Source organism: Rhizobacter sp. P2_H3, assembly GCF_056403355.1.
This window is the reverse complement of sequence record NZ_JBFUFQ010000003.1, coordinates 16630-36062: the sequence shown is the minus strand read 5'-3', so window position 1 is coordinate 36062 and position 19433 is coordinate 16630. Positions and strand designations below refer to the sequence as shown.

At 70.0% G+C, this 19433-nt stretch carries 22 protein-coding genes; 10 read left to right on the top strand and 12 right to left on the bottom strand.

What is annotated here, in order from left to right; all coding sequences use genetic code 11:
- Nucleotides 1-54: 54 nt before the first annotated feature.
- Nucleotides 55-1413 carry a DNA repair protein RadA gene (gene radA, locus AC1D1T_RS01020; RefSeq protein ID WP_047508433.1) on the bottom strand — a complete coding sequence of 453 codons (1359 nt, stop codon included), beginning with the start codon at nt 1411-1413 and terminating at the stop codon, nt 55-57.
- Nucleotides 1410-1718 (bottom strand): DUF2917 domain-containing protein, encoded by a 309-nt coding sequence (locus AC1D1T_RS01015; RefSeq protein ID WP_477824588.1) that lies wholly within the window; start codon nt 1716-1718, stop codon nt 1410-1412. The genes radA and AC1D1T_RS01015 overlap by 4 nt, the downstream gene beginning before the upstream one ends.
- 177 nt (nt 1719-1895) lie before the next feature.
- On the opposite strand from AC1D1T_RS01015, the gene AC1D1T_RS01010 reads away from it, so the two are divergent.
- The 5 genes from AC1D1T_RS01010 to AC1D1T_RS00990 all read left to right on the top strand — a co-directional run bounded on the left by AC1D1T_RS01010 (nt 1896) and on the right by AC1D1T_RS00990 (nt 6374).
- Complete coding sequence (locus AC1D1T_RS01010) at nt 1896-3356, top strand: aminotransferase-like domain-containing protein (RefSeq protein ID WP_477824587.1); 1461 nt, start codon at nt 1896-1898, stop codon at nt 3354-3356.
- Between the two features lie 35 nt (nt 3357-3391).
- On the top strand, nt 3392-4015 hold the full coding sequence (locus AC1D1T_RS01005; RefSeq protein ID WP_477824586.1) for a LysE family transporter: 624 nt from the start codon (nt 3392-3394) through the stop codon (nt 4013-4015).
- A gap of 123 nt (nt 4016-4138) precedes the next feature.
- Nucleotides 4139-5635, top strand: coding sequence for a methyl-accepting chemotaxis protein (locus AC1D1T_RS01000; RefSeq protein WP_477840378.1), 1497 nt, complete (start codon nt 4139-4141; stop codon nt 5633-5635).
- Nucleotides 5636-5703: 68 nt separating this feature from the next.
- Nucleotides 5704-5979, top strand: coding sequence for an AbrB/MazE/SpoVT family DNA-binding domain-containing protein (locus AC1D1T_RS00995; RefSeq protein ID WP_477824584.1), 276 nt, complete (start codon nt 5704-5706; stop codon nt 5977-5979).
- Entirely contained in the window at nt 5979-6374 is a 396-nt protein-coding gene (locus AC1D1T_RS00990; RefSeq protein WP_477824583.1) for a type II toxin-antitoxin system VapC family toxin, read from the top strand. Before AC1D1T_RS00995 ends, AC1D1T_RS00990 begins: the two co-directional genes overlap by 1 nt.
- A 13-nt stretch (nt 6375-6387) precedes the next feature.
- Here AC1D1T_RS00990 and arfB read toward each other — a convergent pair whose 3' ends face one another.
- From arfB to AC1D1T_RS00955, 7 genes are all read right to left on the bottom strand, one after another.
- Nucleotides 6388-6789 (bottom strand): alternative ribosome rescue aminoacyl-tRNA hydrolase ArfB, encoded by a 402-nt coding sequence (gene arfB / locus AC1D1T_RS00985; RefSeq protein WP_477824582.1) that lies wholly within the window; start codon nt 6787-6789, stop codon nt 6388-6390.
- 4 nt (nt 6790-6793) lie between these two features.
- Nucleotides 6794-7894, bottom strand: a complete 1101-nt coding sequence (alr, locus tag AC1D1T_RS00980) for an alanine racemase (protein ID WP_477824581.1) — start codon at nt 7892-7894, stop codon at nt 6794-6796.
- 35 nt (nt 7895-7929) lie between these two features.
- Nucleotides 7930-8577 carry a Crp/Fnr family transcriptional regulator gene (locus AC1D1T_RS00975; RefSeq protein ID WP_477824580.1) on the bottom strand — a complete coding sequence of 216 codons (648 nt, stop codon included), beginning with the start codon at nt 8575-8577 and terminating at the stop codon, nt 7930-7932.
- Between the two features lie 123 nt (nt 8578-8700).
- On the bottom strand, nt 8701-9429 hold the full coding sequence (locus AC1D1T_RS00970) for a helix-turn-helix transcriptional regulator (protein WP_052212621.1): 729 nt from the start codon (nt 9427-9429) through the stop codon (nt 8701-8703).
- Between the two features lie 108 nt (nt 9430-9537).
- On the bottom strand, nt 9538-10224 hold the full coding sequence (locus AC1D1T_RS00965; protein ID WP_477824579.1) for an alpha/beta hydrolase: 687 nt from the start codon (nt 10222-10224) through the stop codon (nt 9538-9540).
- 35 nt (nt 10225-10259) lie between these two features.
- Nucleotides 10260-10925 carry a hypothetical protein gene (locus tag AC1D1T_RS00960; RefSeq protein WP_047508454.1) on the bottom strand — a complete coding sequence of 222 codons (666 nt, stop codon included), beginning with the start codon at nt 10923-10925 and terminating at the stop codon, nt 10260-10262.
- Between the two features lie 139 nt (nt 10926-11064).
- Complete coding sequence (locus AC1D1T_RS00955) at nt 11065-11850, bottom strand: exodeoxyribonuclease III (protein WP_477824578.1); 786 nt, start codon at nt 11848-11850, stop codon at nt 11065-11067.
- A 12-nt stretch (nt 11851-11862) separates the two neighbouring features.
- Between AC1D1T_RS00955 and pyrE the strand changes: the two genes are divergently transcribed.
- Nucleotides 11863-12534, top strand: coding sequence for an orotate phosphoribosyltransferase (gene pyrE / locus AC1D1T_RS00950; protein ID WP_477824577.1), 672 nt, complete (start codon nt 11863-11865; stop codon nt 12532-12534).
- A gap of 30 nt (nt 12535-12564) precedes the next feature.
- Nucleotides 12565-13236 carry a DUF4124 domain-containing protein gene (locus tag AC1D1T_RS00945; protein WP_047508460.1) on the top strand — a complete coding sequence of 224 codons (672 nt, stop codon included), beginning with the start codon at nt 12565-12567 and terminating at the stop codon, nt 13234-13236.
- 72 nt (nt 13237-13308) lie between these two features.
- On the opposite strand, the gene gatB is transcribed toward AC1D1T_RS00945, so the two are convergent.
- From gatB to gatC, 3 genes are read right to left on the bottom strand one after another with little or no spacing between them, the layout of a single operon-like run.
- A complete protein-coding gene (gatB, locus tag AC1D1T_RS00940; RefSeq protein ID WP_477991243.1) occupies nt 13309-14763 on the bottom strand; it encodes an Asp-tRNA(Asn)/Glu-tRNA(Gln) amidotransferase subunit GatB in 1455 nt (484 codons plus the stop codon).
- Nucleotides 14764-14765: 2 nt separating this feature from the next.
- On the bottom strand, nt 14766-16250 hold the full coding sequence (gene gatA / locus AC1D1T_RS00935) for an Asp-tRNA(Asn)/Glu-tRNA(Gln) amidotransferase subunit GatA (RefSeq protein WP_477824575.1): 1485 nt from the start codon (nt 16248-16250) through the stop codon (nt 14766-14768).
- On the bottom strand, nt 16247-16549 hold the full coding sequence (gene gatC, locus AC1D1T_RS00930; protein ID WP_477824574.1) for an Asp-tRNA(Asn)/Glu-tRNA(Gln) amidotransferase subunit GatC: 303 nt from the start codon (nt 16547-16549) through the stop codon (nt 16247-16249). The genes gatA and gatC overlap by 4 nt, the downstream gene beginning before the upstream one ends.
- Before the next feature lie 222 nt (nt 16550-16771).
- Between gatC and AC1D1T_RS00925 the strand changes: the two genes are divergently transcribed.
- From AC1D1T_RS00925 to mreD, 3 genes are all read left to right on the top strand, one after another.
- Complete coding sequence (locus AC1D1T_RS00925; RefSeq protein ID WP_047508465.1) at nt 16772-17815, top strand: rod shape-determining protein; 1044 nt, start codon at nt 16772-16774, stop codon at nt 17813-17815.
- A gap of 74 nt (nt 17816-17889) precedes the next feature.
- Complete coding sequence (gene mreC, locus AC1D1T_RS00920; RefSeq protein WP_047508467.1) at nt 17890-18819, top strand: rod shape-determining protein MreC; 930 nt, start codon at nt 17890-17892, stop codon at nt 18817-18819.
- On the top strand, nt 18816-19334 hold the full coding sequence (mreD, locus tag AC1D1T_RS00915; RefSeq protein ID WP_047508468.1) for a rod shape-determining protein MreD: 519 nt from the start codon (nt 18816-18818) through the stop codon (nt 19332-19334). Before mreC ends, mreD begins: the two co-directional genes overlap by 4 nt.
- Nucleotides 19335-19433 lie beyond the last annotated feature (99 nt).

The following is a 19433-nucleotide window of genomic DNA, read 5'->3' as shown; positions in this document are numbered from 1 at the left end:
TAGCTCTTGTTTGGCCCCACGGCGGCCGAGCCCCGTGAGAGGCCTTGCGCAGCGTCAGCTCAAGCTGCGCAGCAGGTCGATCGCCTCCTCGATGCGCTCGACCGGGTGGATGGTCAACCCCTCGATCGCCTTCTTCGGCGCATTGGCCTTCGGCACGACGGCCACGCTGAAGCCGAGCTTCGCCGCCTCCTTCAGGCGCTCCTGGCCGCGCGGCGCCGGCCGCACCTCGCCGGCCAGCCCGACCTCGCCGAACGCGATGAAGCCGCGCGGCAGCGGCCGCCCGCGCAGGCTGCTCTGGATCGCGAGCATCACCGCCAGGTCGGCGGCCGGCTCGCTGATGCGCACGCCGCCCACCGCATTGACGAACACGTCCTGGTCGAGGCAGGCGATGCCGGCGTGGCGGTGCAGCACCGCCAGCATCATCGCGAGGCGGTCGCGGTCGAGGCCGACGCTCAGGCGCCGCGGGCTCGGGCCGCCGGAGTCGACCAGCGCCTGGATCTCGACCAGCAGCGGCCGCGTGCCCTCCAGCGTGACCAGCACGCAGGAGCCGGCCACCGGCTCGCCGTGCGTCGACAGGAAGATCGCGCTCGGGTTCGCGACGCCCTTCAGCCCCTTCTCGGTCATCGCGAACACGCCGATCTCGTTGACCGCGCCGAAGCGGTTCTTGATCGCGCGCACCAGCCGGAAGCTGCTGTGGGTGTCGCCCTCGAAATACAGCACCGTGTCGACGATGTGCTCCAGCACGCGCGGGCCGGCGAGCGCGCCTTCCTTCGTCACGTGGCCGACCAGGATGATCGTGGTGCCGCTGCTCTTGGCCACGCGGGTCAGCTGCGCGGCGCATTCGCGCACCTGGGCCACCGAGCCGGGCGCCGAGGTGAGCTGCTCGCTGTAGACGGTCTGGATCGAGTCGATCACGCAGATCGCCGGCTGCTCGGCATCGATGGTGGCGGTGATCTTCTCGAGCTGGATCTCGGCGACCACGCGCACCTGCGAGCCGTCGAGCCCGAGCCGGCGCGAGCGCAGCGCGACCTGCGCGCCGGATTCTTCGCCGGTGACGTACAGCGCCCGCATGTTGCGCGACAGCGCATCGAGCGCCTGCAGCAGCAGCGTGGACTTGCCGATGCCGGGGTCGCCGCCGATCAGCACGACGCCGCCGGCGACGATGCCGCCGCCGAGCACGCGGTCGAGTTCATCGATGCCGGTGGGCTGGCGATCGACATCGGAGGCCTCGATCTCGGACAGCGTGGCGACCGGCTGCGCGCCGGCCAGCGATTGGTAGCGGTGCTTCGACGGCGCCTCGGCGACGCCTTCGACCAGCGTGTTCCAGGCGTTGCAGTGCGGGCACTTGCCCAGCCACTTGGGGCTGGTGCCACCGCACTCGCTGCAGGTGTAGACGGATTTGGGTTTGCTCACCCCGCGACTGTAGCGGGGGGCCGGCGGCGGCCCGCGAGGCGCTGCCACCACGGAGCCGACGGCAGCGCCGCCGCGGGCGCGAACAGGCGCAGGTTCGCGCCCGACTCCGCCTCGATCAGCGCCAGCGCCCCACGGCGCAGCGCGAGCGTGTCGCCGGCCGCCAGGAAGTGGTCGTCCGCGTCGCCGCTCTGCGTGACCCACACGCGGCCGGCCAGCACCTGCAACTCGACCGTGCGGGCCGAGCGCCAGCGGTGCAGTTCGCCGGCGGCGAGTTGCAGATCGAGGGTGTGGAGTGGGGTGGTCATGGGGGTCCTGCCGTGAATTCCTCAGGGCACCAGTGTTCCGGCAAGCCCCGTCGCCCACCACATCCAGAACAGCGTGAACTGCACCGTCACAGATGCCCGCTGCGTCGACTGTGCTGGTGACAACTGCCCGGATCTGTACCTGTGCCGTCCCACCGGCCACGGCGACAATCGTCTCCCATGGAAGAGGCCCTGCTCGACGCCGACGCGCTGCTGACGCTGTTGCCACAGTCACCGCTGTACCAGGCAGTGGCCGGCGGGCTGGAGAAGGCCATCACCTGCGGCAGCCTGCGCAGCGGCGACCGGCTGCCGTCGGTGCGGCAGCTGTGCCAGCAGCACGGCGTCAGCGCCTCCACCGCGACGCTCGCCTACCGCTGGCTCGAGAACCGCGGGCTGGTCGAGGCCCGGCCCAAGTCGGGCTACTTCGTCGCGCCGCGCCCGCAGCCGCTGCCCGAACCCGAACTCGACGCCCGCATGAGCAAGGCCGATTTCGTCACGCCCGACGGGCTGACGCGCCAGTTCCTGCTCGTCGCGAACGAGCCCGGCGCGATGCCGTCGTTCCGCGTGCAGGCCGGCCGCAGCCTGCTGCCCGAAGCCAAGCTGCGCCAGCTGACGGCCAGCATCAACCGCCGCCACCCCGAATACGCCTCGCGCGTCGAAAGCAGCGGCAGCCCGGCGCTGCGCCGCGAGATCGCCCGCCGCGCGATCCACAGCGGCGTGCGCCTGCACCCCGACGAGATCCTGCTGACCAACGGCGGCATGGAAGCGATGCACCTCGCGCTGCGCGCGGTGGCGAAGGCCGGCGACACGATCGCGATCGAGTCGCCGACCTATTTCATGCTGCTCGACGTGATCGAGAGCCTGGGCATGCGTTCGATCGAGATCCCGTCGCACCCGCGCGACGGCCTGTCGATCGAGGCGCTGGACCTCGCCACGCGCACGCCCGGTGCGGTGCGCGCCTGCGTCGTGATCCCGAACTTCCAGAACCCGGTCGGCAGCCTGATGCCGACCGAGAACAAGCGCCGCCTGGTCGCGCTGGCCGCCGAGCGCGGCTTTCCGGTGATCGAGAGCGACATCTACGGCGAGCTGCACTTCGGCGACGAACGCCCGCCGGTGCTGAAGAGCTTCGACACACGCGACGACGTGATCCTGTGCTCGGCCTTCACGAAGGCGGTGGCGCCCGGCTACCGCGTCGGCTGGATGGCGCCGGGCCGGCACCTGCGCGAATGCCAGTCGATCAAGTTCCGCACCTCGTCGCCCGGCGTGCAACTGCAGCAGGAGGTGATCGCCGAGTTCCTCGCCGACGGCGGCTACGACCACCACATGCGCCGGCTGCGCGCGTCGCTGAAAACCCAGGCGCAGGCGATGGCCGATGCGATCGCGCGATACTTCCCGCCCGGCTGCCGGCTGAGCCGGCCGCGCGGCGGGCTCGCCCTGTGGATCGAGCTGCCGCCGCAGGTGGATTCGCGCAAGGTCTTCGAGCTGGCGTGCCGCGAACTGATCGGCGTGGCGCCGGGGGCCACCTTCACCTGCAGCGCGCGCTTCAACCATTTCATCCGGCTGCACTACGGCGACCCGTGGACGCCGCTGCTCGAGACACGCCTGAAACGGCTCGGGCAGATCATCATCGAACAACTCTGACGCCTCTTTCGCGCTTTTCCCCCGAGACACACGACATGGACTTCTCCCTCTGGCTCGCCTTCTTCGCCGCCGCCTGGGCCATCAGCCTGTCGCCGGGGGCCGGCGCCGTCGCCGCGATGAGCGCCGGCGTCAACCACGGCTTTGCGCGCGGCTACTTCATGACCTTCGGCCTCGTGATGGGCATCTGGACCCAGGTGCTGGTGGTGGGCCTCGGGCTCGGCGCGCTGATCGCGGCCTCGAGCCTCGCCTTCGCGGCGGTGAAGTGGCTCGGCGTCGGCTACCTGCTGTGGCTGGGCATCAAGCAATGGCGCGCGCCGGCGCAGCCGATGGTCGCGGCCACCGGCGAGGCGCAGGTGACGCGGCGCACCCTGGTGCTGCGCGGCTGGATGGTCAACGCGGTGAACCCGAAGGGCACGGTGTTCCTGCTGGCCGTGGTGCCGTCGTTCCTCGACATCACCCGGCCGCTCACCCTGCAATATGCCGTGATCGGCGCGACGCTGATGTTCACCGACCTGGTCGTGATGGCCGGCTACACGGCGCTGGCCGCACGGCTGCTGCGGCTGCTGAAGTCGCCGACGCAGATCCGCGCGCTGAACCGCCTGTTCGGCAGCCTGTTCGTCGCCGCTGCGGCGTTGTTGGCACTCTTCAAGCGCGCCTGATCCCCCGCGGTTTGCACGCGGCGCGGCGCGGCCTGTACGATCGCCCGACCGCCCGGGCCGACCGGGTGGCAACACCACGAACACCACGGGGGGCGGATGGACGTGCATCGCAGTGGGGGGCCGATGGGCCTGGGGATCGCCGCATTCGGCAGGCTGGGGCTCGGCGCGAAGCTCTCGCTGCTGGCCGTCGGCTGTGCGCTGCTGGGGGCCGCCGCACTCGGCGCCTGGGTGCAGCAGCACGGCTGGACGCACTGGGGCAGCCTCGCGCTGATCACCGTGGCGCTGCTGCTGGCCTACGTGCTGATGGCGCTGTACCTGCAGATGGCCGGTGCGCTGGGCGCGCTCGAATCCGCCGTGTCGCGCATGAAGCAGGGCGACCTGTCGCGCCGGATCGAGATCCGCGGCGAGGATGAATTCGCCCGCATCGGCGCCGCGCTCGATGCCGTCAACGAGACGATCTCCGGGCTGGTGGCCGACATCCGCAGCAGCTCGCTGCTGGTCACGGCGGCCACCACCGAGCTGACGACCGACACGGCCGACCTGTCGAGCCGCACCGAGCAGCAGTCGGCCAACCTGGAGCAGACCTCGGCCAGCGTGCAGCAGCTCGATGCCACGGTGCGCCAGAACGCGAGCGATGCCCGCGAGGCCGAGGCGCTGGCCGCGCGCGTGCACGGCCTGGCCGGCTCGGGCGGCGGCGCGATGCGCGAGGCGGTCGACTCGATGCATGCCATCAAGGCCGGCTCCGAGAAGGTCGGCGACATCATCGGCGTGATCGACTCGATCGCGTTCCAGACCAACATCCTCGCGCTGAATGCCGCCGTCGAGGCGGCACGCGCCGGCGAGCAGGGCCGCGGCTTCGCGGTCGTCGCGGCCGAGGTGCGCGCGCTCGCACAGCGCAGCGGCGAGGCGGCGCGCGAGATCAAGGCGCTGATCGAGCAGTCGGGCGCCGAGACCGCGAGCGGCGTCGGCCACATCGACCGGGTGAGCGGCGTGCTTTCGGAGATCGTCGGCGGCATCGCCGAACTCACCGGGCGGATGGGGCGCATCACGTCGGCCGTCGGCGAGCAGAGCGACGGCCTCGCGCAGGTCTCGCAGGCGATGACGCAGCTCGACACGCTGACGCACCAGAACGCGCAGATGGTCGGGCAGACCTCGCGCGCCTGCGCCAGCCTGGTCGAGCGGGCGCGCCAGCTGTCGGCGGCGGCGGGCGGTTTCCAGCTGCGCCAGGGCACGGCGGACGAGGCGCAGGCGCTGGTGCAGCGGGCGATCGCGTACTACAACGAACGCGGCGGTGCGGCGGCGCTGCCCGGCATCACCGAACCGGGCAACGGGTTCTCGGACCGCGACATGTACGTCTTCGCGTGGGACCGGCAGCTCGTGTACCACGCGTTCGGCGGCAAGCCGGCCAACGTCGGCAAGAGCGCCAAGCAGATCATCGGCACCGACGTGACGAAGCTGACGCAGGACGTGTGGGCCGCTGCCGCGGCCGGCGGCGGCTGGGTCGACTACGACTTCCTGAACCCGGCCAACGGGCAAGTGCTGCCGAAGACCTCGTACATCGTGCCGGTGGCGCAGGACCTGGTGCTGGGGTGCGGGATCTACAAGACCCGGCGTGCCTGATTGGATTCCCGTCGCATTCCTTACGGCATTAGAATGTAAGGAATCATCGACGACCGAGGTTCTCCGTCATGTATGCCACGCTCACCAGCAAAGGTCAGGTCACGGTCCCGAAGGAGATTCGTGACCGGCTCGGCCTCGATGCCGGCTCGACCCTGGATTTCCAGGTGCTGCCGGACAACACGATCACCGCTCGGCACGTAACGGCCGACGCCCGTCGGGTCCGCGGCATCCTGAAGTCGCCGCATGCCGGACCCCTGACCGTCGAGGAGATGGACGACGGCATTGCGAAGCACCTGCGCGACAAGCACGCGCCTGCAGTGGGTCGCCCCAAGACGCCTCGTTGATGATCGGCATCGACACGAACATCCTCTTGCGGCTGTGGCTCAACGACGATCCGGTGCAGGGCGAGCGGATCGACGCGCTGCTGGCCGAGCACGGCAGCGTTCCGGGTTCGCTGCTGGTGACCGACGTCGTGCTGGCCGAAGCGGTGTGGACGTTGCGAACAGCGTATTCGCAGGACAAGGCGGCGCAATTGACGGCCGTGCGCAGCTTGCTGGACGAACCGGCTTTCGCATTCGAAGACCGCGACACGATCGGGCGCGCGGTGACGCTGTTCGAGAGCGCACCCTGCGGCTTTGCGGATTGCCTGGTGGTCGCCAGGCATGCGCATCACGGCTGTGACTTCACGGCCACCTTCGACCGCGGCATGCGCAAGCTGCCCGGCGTGCGCGTGCCGTGATGCGGACATGTCGTCAGACATCGCGCACTTTCCCCCGCGAGCTTTTCAAGTCGCCGCGCTGAGACTTCCCCTCGAGCCGCCGCTTCTGCGACCCGCGCGTCGGCTTGGTCGCTCGCCGCGGCGGCGCCACCACGGCCACGCTGTCGACCAGCTGCTGCAGGCGCTGCAGTGCATCCTGGCGGTTCATGTCCTGGCTGCGCGAGGTCTGCGCCTTGATCACGACGACGCCGTCGCCGGTGATGCGCTGGTCGGACAGCGCGAGCAGCCGCTCCTTCAGCGGCTCGGGCAGCGACGACGCACGGATGTCGAAGCGCAGGTGCACCGCGCTCGACACCTTGTTGACGTTCTGCCCGCCCGCCCCCTGGGCGCGGATCGCGCTGAACTCGACCTCGGCGGGATCGACCTGGGGCGTCACGGCATCAGGGCACGGCGTGCGTCGGCACCCGCTGCGCGAGCGCGCACATCAGCTCGTAGCCGATCGTGCCGGCCGGCCGCGCGACCTCGTCGATCGACAGCACGCTGCCATGCGGGCCGCGCCCCCACAGCGTGACCTCGCTGCCGACGCCCGCTTGCGGCAGCGGCGTCAGGTCGATCGTCAGCATGTCCATCGACACCCGGCCGACCAGCGCGCAGCGCACGCCATCGACCAGCACCGGCGTGCCGGCCGGCGCGACGCGCGGGTAGCCGTCGGCATAGCCGCAGGCGGCCACGCCGATGCGCATCTCGCGCTCGGCGGTGAACGCGCTGCCGTAGCCGACGGTGTCGCCGGGCTTCAGCGCCTGCACGCCGATCAGCCGCGAGCGCAGCGTCATCGCCGGGCGCAAGTCCCAGTCGGCGATCGTCTTCTCGGGGTGGTCGGGCGACGAGCCGTACACCATGATGCCGGGGCGCACCCAGTCGGCCCGCACGCCCGGCTGCGTCGCCGCGAAGCGCAGCGTGGCCGCACTGTTGCTCAGCGAACGTTCGCCATCGAGGTCGGCGGTGGCGGCGTTGAACACCGCCACCTGCGCCTCGATGCCGCGCGGCCCGTCGGCATCGGAGAAGTGCGTCATCAGCGTGATCGCGTCGACCTGCGGCAGGTTCGACAGCCGCAGCCACGCGGTGCGGAACGCCGCAGGCGTGAAGCCGAGCCGGTTCATGCCGGTGTTCATCTTCAGGAAGACATGGTGCGGCCAGGTCGTCTTGTGCATCGCGAGCCAGTCGATCTGCGCCTCGTGGTGCACCGTGTGCCACAGGTTCAGGCGCGAGCACAGCTCCAGGTCGCGCGCTTCGAAACAGCCCTCGAGCAGCAGGATCGGCCCGCGCCAGCCCATCGCGCGCACCCGCTCGGCCTCGGCCAGGTCGAGCAGCGCGAAGCCGTCGGCGGCCTGCAGCGCGCCGTACACCCGCTCGACGCCGTGCCCGTAGGCGTTCGCCTTGACGATCGCCCAGACGCGCGCATCGGGCGCGCAGGCACGGGCGCGCTGCAGGTTGTGGCTCAGGGCATCGCTGTGGATCAGCGCTTCGATCGGACGCGGCATGCGCCGATTCTGCCAGCGGCGCGCGGGCCTGCCGGCTACCAGCGCGCGGGCAGCGGCCGCTTCAGCACGATCTGCGTGCGGCTGACCGCGATGTGCCCGCCGGCGTCCAGGTCCTTCAGCAGGCGGCTCACCATCTCGCGCGAGCAGCCGACGCGGCTCGCGATCTCCTGGTGCGTCAGCCGTTCGCGGATCACGTGCGTGCCGTCGGGCTGCACCTCCGCCAGGTCGGTCAGCAGCTGCGCGACGCGGCCGTAGACGTCGAGCAGGGCCAGGCTGCGCGCACTGTGGGTCGCCAGGCGCGCGCGGTGGATCACGCGCGAGATCAGCTCGAACGCGAACTCCGGCCGCTCGGCGATGTGCTGGCGCAGCGTGTGCCGCGTGACGACCGAGCACACCGTGGGTTCGAGCGTGATGACCGAGGCCGAGCGCGGCCCGCCGTCGAGCGACATCTCGCCGAGGTACTCGCCCGGGCCGTAGACGCCGTAGACGATCTCGCGGTCGCGCTCGTCGATCGAGAACGCCTTCACGCGGCCCGACAGCAGGATGAACAAGGTGTCGCCGTGATCGCCTTCCTGGATCAGCAGCACGCCCTTGCGATAGCGTCGCTGCTCGCCCCGGGCCGAGAGCAGGCCCAGGGATTCGGACAGCAGGGGGGAGGATGCTGGGCCGGTGACGGCGTCCATGGAGAAGCGGCGGCGAATGGGGAAAGCCCGGGCGGGTAGCCCAGGAGCCCATCCAATCTAGCACGCCGCCCCTGGCGCGTCCGTGACGGTGGACGCGCTGCGCGTGACGGAAGTCGGCGCCGATCAGTGCGACAGCGGCATCTTCATGGCCGACGCGATCGGCGGCAGCACCGCCACGCGGTTCAGCAGGTCGCCGATGCTGGCGGTCTGCGTCTTGATGCGGATGCTGCTGATCTGCGAGCGCACCGTCGAGACGGCGACGCTGAAGGCGCGCGCCACTTCCTTCGGCCGCTGGCCGTCGCACAGCGCGCGCAGCACCTTGGTCTCGGCGGCCGTCAGGCCGTGGGTGCGGGCGAAGAACTCGAGGGTCAGCGATTCGCAGCGGTGGCGCTTGCCGAGCACCAGCATGGCCAGCGCGCCGTCCTCGGGCGAGGACATCGGCACGAAGGCCACCGGCATCGCGCCGTCGTCGCGGCTCAGGTTCAGCATGCGGCGCCGCCCGCCGCAGGCGCCGAGCAGCGCGCCGAGGAAGCCGGACAGCTCCTCCGCATGGCGCGGCAGCACCTGGTCCTTGATGAGGCGCAGGCCGTCGCCGGCCTGCAGCAGCTGCCAGCCGAGCTGGTTGGCATGGCGCAGGCTGCAGTTCGCATCGATCAGCAGCAGGCCGTGGTCCATCTCGTCGAGCATCATCGTCAGCCAGCGCGCCATCGCGGAGTGGCCGTGGCGGCGCTCCGGCCCGGGGTACGGCGGCGTGACGGGGTCGGCGACGGGGTGGATCGCGGCCGGGGTGGGCCGCAGGTTCAGGTGGGCGGTCGGACGGGTGTCCGGGGGTGAGAGCAGTTCATCCAACATGGCGCTGTCCTTCTGATGGCAGGCGCAGCAGCAACGCTGTGCACCTTGTTACAGCGTAGGGGCGTCGGATGCCGGCAGGTGGTGAAAACCGCCGGGCGGGTTTGTGATTTATTCACCTCGGCCGGGCGGGGCACCCAGCAGCGTGGTCAGCCAGCGCGTCAGGTGCTCGACCTCCGGGCCGCACACCGAATGCGGCATCGGGTACTCGTGCCACTCGACCGGGTGGCCGAGCGCCAGCAGCGCGTCGCGCGAGGCGAGTGCGCGGGCGATCGGGATCACCGGGTCCTGCCGGCCGTGCGCGAGGAAGACCGGCACGCCGTGGTTCGCGGCATGGCGCTCGGCCGCGGTCTGGGCCGCCAGCGGCAGGTAGCCCGACAGCCCGACCAGGCCGGCCAGCCGCTCGCCGTGGCGCAGCCCGGTCAGCAGCGTCATCGCGCAGCCCTGCGAGAAGCCGCCGAGCACGATGCGCGCGCTGGGGATGCCGCGCTCGTTCTCGCGCGCGATCAGCGCCTGCACCAGCGCCTGCGATTCGCGCAGGCCGGTCTCGTCCTCGCGCCGCACCAGGTCGGCGCCGAGGATGTCGTACCAGGCGCGCATCACGTAGCCGCCGTTGATCGTGACCGGCCGCGTCGGTGCGTGGGGGAAGATGAACCGCACCGGGCCGGCAGCCGACAGGTCCAGCTCCTGCGCGAAGGGCGCGAAGCCGTGCCCGCTGTCGCCGAGCCCGTGCAGGAAGATGATGGTGGCCGTCGGGTTCGGGCCGGTGTCGGTTTCGATGGTGTCGAGGAGCTGCATGCCGCGATGCTAGCCCGGCGCGGCCCCTCGATCCTTCAGAAGCGGTAGTTCACGCCCAGGCTGAGTTGCGGGATCGCGCGGATCTTGCCGACGCCGTCGCGCAGCTCCTGCGTTTCCTTGTCGACATCGGCGTTCAGCTGGGCGCGCTGGGTCGCATCCATGCTGTCGAAGGTGGGGCCGCTCGCGGCCGACTCGACCTTCGCGCGGCCGATGCTCGCGCCGAGGTCGAAGTGGAAGCCCCAGGCGCCTTCGGTACCGGCCTGGTGGCCGTAGCCGATGCCGAGGAACGGCGTCGTCTTCGGGAACTTCACGTGTGCGTCGAAGCGGTCGCCGTCCTGCGTCGCGTAGGTGGTGTTGCCGATCACGATCTGGTTGTTGGTCGGCTTGCCGGCCAGGTCGAGCTTCATCGCGTTGAAGGTCACCCCGCCAGTCAGGCGCCAGCCGCCGGTGAAGAACCAGTCGGCGAACACGCCGCCGCGGCTCAACTTCAGCTCGGCGTCGTAGTGGATGCTGTTCTCGGTCTTCGTGGTGCTGTGCTTGCCGAGCGACGCGACATCGCCGCGCAGCGTCACCGACGGCGCGACCGGTTGTGCATAGCCGAGCATCAGGCCGTGCGTGCCGATGCCGGTGTAGACCTCGCCGGCGTGGGCGCCGGCGGCCAGTGCCAGCGTGGCGGCCAGGGTGGTCAGCGTCTTGATCATGGGAAGCTCCTCGTACTGCGTCTCGAATGAAAGCCTGCCCGCGGCTGCGGGTGAGCGCTCATTCTTCAGCGGGACGGGGCCGGACCAAACGCCGAACAGCGCGGGCCGGGCCGTGCTGTTCAGCGCTTCGGGCGCCGGATCAGAGCGTGAAGTCGTAGTCGATGATCAGCGGCGCGTGGTCCGAGAAGCGCTGCTCGATGTAGATGTGCTCGCGCAGCGCCGTGGCGGCCAGTGCCGGCGTGGCCAGGTGGTAGTCGAGCCGCCAGCCGACGTTCTTCGCCCAGGCCTGACCGCGGTTGCTCCACCAGGTGTATTGCTCGGCCTTCGGGTTCAGCGTGCGGAACACGTCGACCAGGCCCAGCTCGTCCAGCGTGTGCGTCATCCAGGCCCGCTCCTCGGGCAGGAAGCCGCTGTTCTTCTGGTTGCTGCGCCAGTTCTTCAGGTCGATCTCCTTGTGCGCGATGTTCACGTCGCCCACCAGGATGAACTCGCGCTCGGCCTTCAGCTGCTGCAGGTACGGCGTCATCAGCGCCAGGAAGCGGAACTTCGCGAGCTGCCGCTCCTCGCCGCTGGAGCCGCTCGGGAAGTAGCAGCTGATGATGCTGAGCTTGCGCTTCGGTGTATCGAAGCGAAGCTCGATGTAACGGCCCTCGGCGTCGAACTCTGGCGATCCGAAGCCCACCACCACGTCGCTCGGCGTCTTGCGGCTGTACAGGCCGACGCCCGAGTAGCCCTTCTTCTCGGCGAAATGGAAATGGCCGTGCATGTCGTGCACCCGCTCGAAGCGGCCGGCGATGTCGGCCGCCTGGGCCTTGACCTCCTGCACCCCCATACAATCGGCGCCGATGCTTTCCGCCCACGGCACCAGCCCCTTCGTGGCAGCCGAGCGGATGCCGTTCAGATTCAAAGACACCAGACGGAACACGAAAGACCTCCGATGAGCCCCACCGCTGACACCCTGGCCAAAGACTTCGTCAGCTTCTCGGTGGAAGCCGGCGTGTTGCGGTTCGGGGAGTTCAAGACCAAGGCCGGGCGGCTGTCGCCCTATTTCTTCAATTCCGGCCTGTTCGACGACGGCGCCAAGCTGGGCCGCCTCGCGGAATTCTATGCGCGCCGCCTGCTCGCCTCGGGCGTCGAGTTCGACATGCTGTTCGGCCCCGCCTACAAGGGCATCACGCTGGCGTCGGCCACTGCGGTGGCGCTGGCCGGCCTGGGCCGCAACGTGCCGTTCTGCCACAACCGCAAGGAAGCCAAGGACCACGGCGAAGGCGGGCTGATGGTCGGCGCGCCGTTGAAGGGCCGCGTCGTCATCATCGACGACGTGATCACCGACGGCGCTTCCAAGCGCGAATCGGTCGACATGATCCGTGCGGCCGGGGCGGAACCGGTGTCGGTGCTGATCGCGATGGACCGCATGGAACGCAAGGGTTCCGATGACAACCTGAGCGCCCGCTCGTCCGTTGAGGAGTTCGAAGCGGCGTACGGCATGCCGGTGCTTGCCATTGCGACGCTGGCGGACTTGCTGCAGTATCTGCAGACGAATGACGATCCGGCCCTGCGCAGCCACCTGGCGCGCGTGACCGCCTACCGGGACCGTTACGGGGTGTAAATGACGAGCCTGCTTGTGGTGAATCGACCGATGCGAACCTGGCGATGCCTTGCCGTGCTGGCGGGGTTGGTGGCCGCCTCCTCGGCCCACGCCGCGATCTACAGCTGCGTCGACGGCAACGGCCGGCGCCTGACCTCCGACCGCCCGATCGTCGAATGCGCGACCCGCGAGCAGCGCATGCTCAACACCGACGGTTCGGTGCGCCAGATCGTGCCGCCGACGATGACCGCCGACGAGCGCGCCGAGGCCGAGGCGAAGGAGCGGCAAGCCGCCGCCGACCGCGTGGCGCAGCAGGATGCGATCCGCCGCGACCGCAACCTGGTGAACCGCTTTCCCAACGACGCTGCCCACATGAAGGCGCGCGAGGCCGCGCTCGACGATGTGCGCAAGGGCGTCGCGTTCTCGCAGGGGCGGCTGGCCGAACTCGAACGCGAGCGCAAGCCGCTGATCGACGAGCAGGAGTTCTACAAGGGCAAGAAGCCGCCGGCCAAGCTGCGCCAGCAGCTCGACGCGAACGACGCCGCGGTGGCGGCGCAGAAATCGCTGGTGCAGAACCAGGAAGACGAGATCGTGCGCATCAACAACCTCTACGACGTCGAGCTCGAACGGCTGAAGAAGCTGTGGGCCGGCGCGTCGCCGGGGTCGATGGGGGCGCTGCCGGCCGCTTCCGCGCCGGCACCCCGCAAGGCAGCGGGGAAGTAAGACTCGCCGAACGACCTTCCGCGCCCGCGCGTGCCTGGCTTCGCGGCGTCTGGCGCGATCGAGCTTCGCAGGTCAGCTCGCTCCGAGTTTCTTCTTGAGAAGCTCGTTCACCTGCGACGGGTTCGCCTTGCCCTTGGTGGCCTTCATCGCCTGGCCGACCAGCGCGTTGAACGCCTTGTCCTTGCCGGCACGGAACTCCTCCACCGACTTCGCGTTCGCCGCCAGCACCTCGTCGAGGATGCGCTCCAGCTCGCCGCTGTCGCTCATCTGCTTCAGGCCCTTGGCCTCGATGATGGCGTCGACCGCGCCTCCCGCTGTCCACAGCTGATCGAACACCTGGCGTGCGCCGCTGTTCGAGACCGTGCCGTCGGCAATGCGCCCGATCAGCGCGGCCAGCGTCGCCGCGCTCACCGGGCTCTGCGCGATGTCCTTCTCCTCGGCATTCAGCCGCCGCGACACCTCGCCCATCAGCCAGTTGGCCGCCAGCTTCGGCTGGCCGCAGGCCTTCGCCGTGTCCTCGAAGAACGCGCCGAACGCCTTGCCCTGCGTCATCATCGACGCGTCGTAGGCCGGTAGCCCGTACTCCTTCTGGAAGCGCTCGGCCATCAGGCGCGGCAGCTCCGGCATCGCGGCGCGCACCTGCTCGATCCACTCGGGCGCGATCACCAGCGGCGGCAGGTCCGGGTCGGGGAAATAGCGGTAGTCGTGCGCGTCTTCCTTCGTGCGCATCGCCCGCGTCTCGCCGGTGTCGGGGTTGAACAGCACGGTCGCCTGCTGCACCTTGCCGCCGTCCTCGATCAGGTCGATCTGCCACTGGATCTCGTAGTCGATCGCCTGCTGCAGGTACTTGAAGCTGTTCAGGTTCTTGATCTCGCGGCGCGTGCCGAACTCGGCCCCGGGCCGGCGCACCGACACGTTGGCATCGCAGCGGAAGCTGCCTTCCTGCATGTTGCCGTCGCAGATGTCGAGCCACACCACCAGCGAATGCAGCGCCTTCGCGTACTCCACCGCCTCGGTGCTCGCGCGCATGTCGGGCTCGGTGACGATCTCCAGCAGCGGCGTGCCGGCACGGTTCAGGTCGATGCCGGTCTGGCCGGCGTAGTCCTCGTGCAGCGACTTGCCGGCGTCTTCTTCCAGGTGGGCGCGCGTCAGCTGCACCCTGTGCTTCACGTCGCCGACGAAGAACTCCAGCGAGCCGCCCTGCACCACCGGCGTCTCGTACTGGCTGATCTGGTAGCCCTTCGGCAGGTCCGGGTAGAAGTAGTTCTTGCGCGCGAAGATCGACAGCGGCGCCACCGTCGCGCCGACCGCCAGCCCGAAGCGGATCGCCCGCTCCACCGCGCCGCGGTTCATCACCGGCAGCGTGCCCGGCAGCGCCAGGTCGACCGGCGAGGCCTGCGTGTTCGGCGCGGCACCGAACTGCGTGCTCGAGCCGCTGAAGATCTTGCTGCGCGTGGACAGCTGGGCGTGCGTCTCGAGGCCGATGACGACCTCGTAGCCGCGGATCAGTTGGGGGGTGCTTGCCATGGTCAGGGGGAGGGGGCTTGGGCGTGCCAGTCGGTCGCCTGCTGGAAGGCATGGGCCGCGTGCAGCAGCGTGCCCTCCTGGAAATAGTTGCCGATCAGCTGCAGGCCGACCGGCATGCCGCCTTCGCCGGTGCCGGCCGGCAGGCTCATGCCCGGCAGGCCGGCCAGGCTCGCAGGCAGCGTGAAGATGTCGGCCAGGTAGTTGGCGACCGGGTCGTCGCTCTTGTCGCCGAGCTTCCAGGCCACCGTCGGCGCGACCGGTCCGGCGATCACGTCGCACTGCGTGAAACAGTGCTGGAAGTCGTCGGCGATCATGCGCCGCAGCTTCTGCGCCTGCAGGTAGTACGCATCGTAGTAGCCGTGGCTCAGCACGTAGGTGCCGATCATGATGCGGCGCTTGACCTCGGCGCCGAAGCCCTCGGCGCGGCTCTTCTTGTACATGTCGAGCAGGTCGGTGTACTTGGCGGCGCGGTGCCCGAAGCGCACGCCGTCGAAGCGGCTCAGGTTCGAGCTGGCCTCGGCCGGCGCGATGATGTAGTACACCGGGATCGACAACTCGGTGCGCGGCAGGCTCACGTCGACCAGCGTCGCGCCGAGCTTCTGCAGCTCGGCCAGCGCCGCGCGCACCGCGCCGTCGACGTCGGCGGCGAGCGCCGCCGGGAAGAACTCCTTCGGCAGGCCGATGCGCAGGCCCTTCAGCGGCTGCGCGGCCGTGGCGCCGGGGCGGGCCGCCGTGAGCGCCGCGGCGTAGTCCTGCGGCGGGCGCTGCGCGCTGGTCGCGTCGCGCTCGTCGAAGCCGCTCATCGCCGACAGCATCAGCGCGCAATCCTCGGCGCTGCGGGCGAACGGGCCGGCCTGGTCCAGGCTGGACGCGAACGCGATCATCCCGTAGCGCGAGCACACGCCGTAGGTCGGCTTGATGCCGGTGATGCCGGTGAAGCTGGCCGGCTGCCGGATCGAGCCGCCGGTGTCGGTGCCGGTGGCCACCGGCACCAGCCGCGCCGCCACCGCGGCGGCCGAGCCGCCCGACGAGCCGCCCGGCACGCGCGAGGCATCCCACGGGTTCTTGACCGGGCCGAAGGCCGAGTTCTCGTTGCTCGAGCCCATCGCGAACTCGTCGCAGTTCAGCTTGCCGAGCGTCACGGTGCCGGCCGCGGCCAGCCGGGTCACGACGGTGGCGTCGAACGGGCTGCGGTAGCCGGCCAGCATCTTCGAGCCGGCGGTGGTGGCCAGCGCTTCGGTGACGAAGATGTCCTTGTGCGCGAGCGGCACGCCGAGCAGCGGGCCGCTCTCGCCGGCGGCGCGGCGCGCGTCGGCCTGCGCGGCCTGGCGCAGCGCCCCATCGGCGTCGACGCTCAGGAAGGCACCCAGGTGCTGATGCGCTGCAACGCGTGCAAGGAGATGTTTCGTCGCTTCGACGCTGGAGACCTGCCGCGCGGCGAGTGCGCGGGCCAGTTCGGCCGCGCCCAGTTGATGCAGGTCCTTCATCCTTCGATCACCTTCGGCACGAGGAACAGGCCGTCCTCGACGGCGGGCGCGCTGCGCTGGTTGGCTGCGCGGCCGTCGGTCTCGGTGACGACGTCGTCACGCAGGCGCAGCGCCACCTCCTGCACCGCCGACAGCGGCGTGTACAGCGGCTCGATGCCGCTGGTGTCGACCGCGCTCATCTGTTCGACGATCGAGAAGAAACCGTTCAGTTGCTGCAGCATCGCCGCCTCTTCGGCGGGCTTCAGTTCGAGGCGCGCGAGGTTCGCGATGCGGCTCACGTCTTTGGAGTCCAGGGCCATTGGAATTTGAGGGGTGATGAGGGTGCCGACGGGGCTGGAATTCAGGGGGCTTGGGGTATTATCCCCGGTTATCCACAAGCCTCTTTCGGCGTGCAAATTCAAGGGTTTGCAGGACTTTCGAGCGGCTCGCGGACCCCCTGCCTGGAATCCAGCCCGGAACCCCCATTCGCGATTGCGCCGATCCGCCCACCCGCCTGGTCGACGCCAACAAGAACCCCGCACATGTTTGCATCCCTGCGCCGCTACTTCTCCACCGACCTGGCCATCGACCTCGGCACCGCCAACACGCTGATCTACGTGCGCGGCAAGGGCATCGTGCTGGACGAGCCCTCGGTCGTCGCGATCCGCCACGAAGGCGGCCCCAACGGCAAGAAGACGATCCAGGCGGTCGGCGCCGAGGCCAAGGCGATGCTCGGCAAGGTGCCGGGCAACATCGAGGCCATCCGGCCGATGAAGGACGGCGTGATCGCCGACTTCACCGTCACCGAGCAGATGCTCAAGCAGTTCATCCGGATGGTCCACGACTCGAAGATGTTCAAGCCGAGTCCGCGCATCATCATCTGCGTGCCCTGCGGCTCCACGCAGGTCGAGCGGCGCGCGATCCGCGAATCGGCGCTCGGCGCCGGCGCGAGCGAGGTCTACCTGATCGAGGAACCGATGGCCGCGGCGATCGGCGCCGGGCTGCCGGTCAGCGAGGCGAGCGGCTCGATGGTGGTCGACATCGGCGGCGGCACCACCGAGGTCGGCGTGATCTCGCTGGGCGGCATGGTCTACAAAGGCAGCGTGCGCGTCGGCGGCGACAAGTTCGACGAAGCGATCATCAACTACATCCGACGCAACTACGGCATGCTGATCGGCGAGCCCACCGCCGAGTCCATCAAGAAGAACATCGGCTCGGCCTTCCCCGGCTCCGAGGTCAAGGAGATGGAAGTCAAGGGCCGCAACCTCTCCGAAGGCGTGCCGCGCAGCTTCACGATCAGCAGCAACGAGATCCTCGAGGCGCTGACCGACCCGCTCAACCAGATCGTCTCCAGCGTCAAGAACGCGCTCGAGCAGACGCCGCCCGAACTGGGCGCCGACATCGCCGAGCGCGGCATGATGCTGACCGGCGGCGGCGCGCTGCTGCGCGACCTCGACCGCCTGCTCGCCGAGGAAACCGGCCTGCCGGTGCTGGTCGCCGAAGACCCGCTGACCTGCGTCGTGCGCGGCTGCGGGATGGCGCTGGAGCGGATGGAGCGCCTCGGATCCATCTTCACCTCCGAGTGAACGTGAACCTTGTCACACGGCCGGCGCGTCGCTGACGCGGCCGGCCTTTTCACTTCAAAGCCCGCCCAAACGCCATGCCGCTCGGGACCCTCGACAGAACCCCACCCCCCTTCTTCCGACAGGGCCCCTCGGCGCTGACGCGGCTGATGTTCTTCTCGGCGCTCGCGCTGTTCCTGATGGTGGCCGACACCCGCTTCAAGCTGACCCAGCCGGTGCGCGCGGTGCTCGCGACGGCGCTGAACCCGGTCGAGCGGGCGCTGCGGGCGCCGGTCGACGCGGTGAGCGCCGCCGGCGACTACGCGATGGGCCTGCAGGATGCGCTGTCGGCCGAGGCCCGCGCGCGGCGCGAGCTGGCCCAGCAGGCGGCGCGCTCGGCCCGCGTCGAGCAGCTGGAGCAGGAGAACCTGCGGCTGCGCGCGCTGCTCGACCTGCGGCCGGGGCTGTCGGTGCGTTCGCAGACGGCCGAGGTGCTGTACGACGCGCCCGATCCGTACTCGCGCAAGGTCATCATCGACCGCGGCACGCAGCAGGGCATCGCGGTCGCGTCGCCCGTCATCAACGAGGCCGGCGTGCTCGGCCAGGTGACGCGGGCCTTCCCGTACAGCGCCGAGGTCACGCTGCTGACCGACAAGGACGCCGCGATCCCGGTACTGAACATGCGCACCCAGGTGCGCAGCGCCGCCTTCGGCAACTCGGCCGGCGCCGGGCTGGAGCTGCGCTTCATGGCCGGCAATGCCGACGTGCAGGTCGGCGACGTGCTCGCGACCTCGGGCGTCGACGGCGTCTATCCGTCAGGCATTCCGGTCGCGAAGGTGGTCAGCGTCGACCGGCGCGTCGACACCGGCTTTGCCCGCATCGCGCTCGCGCCGATCGCGCAGCCCGACGCGGTGCGCCATGTGCTGGTGCTGGAGCCGCTGGGCGTGCAGATGCAGCCCAAGCCCGAGCCGGCGCCCGACGCCAGCACCAAGCCCGGCACGGGCAGCCGCAGGGGGACCCGCCGATGATGCCGCGCGGCTCCGACCAGCTGCTGCTGCCGGCGAACCCGTGGTTCATCTGGGGTTCGCTGCTGCTCGCCTTCCTGTTCAACCTGGTGCCGTTCGGCCGCCTGCCGGCGATTCCCGACCTGCTGGCGCTGGCGCTCGCGTTCTGGAACGTGCACCAGCCGCGGCGCATCGGCGTCGGCATCGCGTTCATGTTCGGGCTGCTGATGGACGTGCACGACAGCGCGGTGCTCGGCCAGCACGCGCTCGCCTACACGCTGCTCAGCTTCTTCGCGATCACGATCCACCGGCGGCTGCTGTGGTTCGGGCTGCCGCAGCAGGCGCTGCAGATCCTGCCGCTGTTCGTCGCCGCGCACGCGGTGTCGCTGGTCGTGCGGATGCTGGTGGGCGGCATGCTGCCGGGCTGGGAACTGTTGCTCGCGCCGGTGTTCGAAAGCCTGCTGTGGCCAGTGGCGTCGTGGGTGCTGCTCGCGCCGCAGCGTCGGCCGCCGGATCCTGATCAAAACAGACCGCTATGAAGTCCGCCACACCGTCAACACCGCGCGGGCCGAGCGCCGGGCCGCCCCAAGCCGGCCCGCAGTCCCCTCGGGGGGCCGGCGGCCGTACTCGGCCGGCGT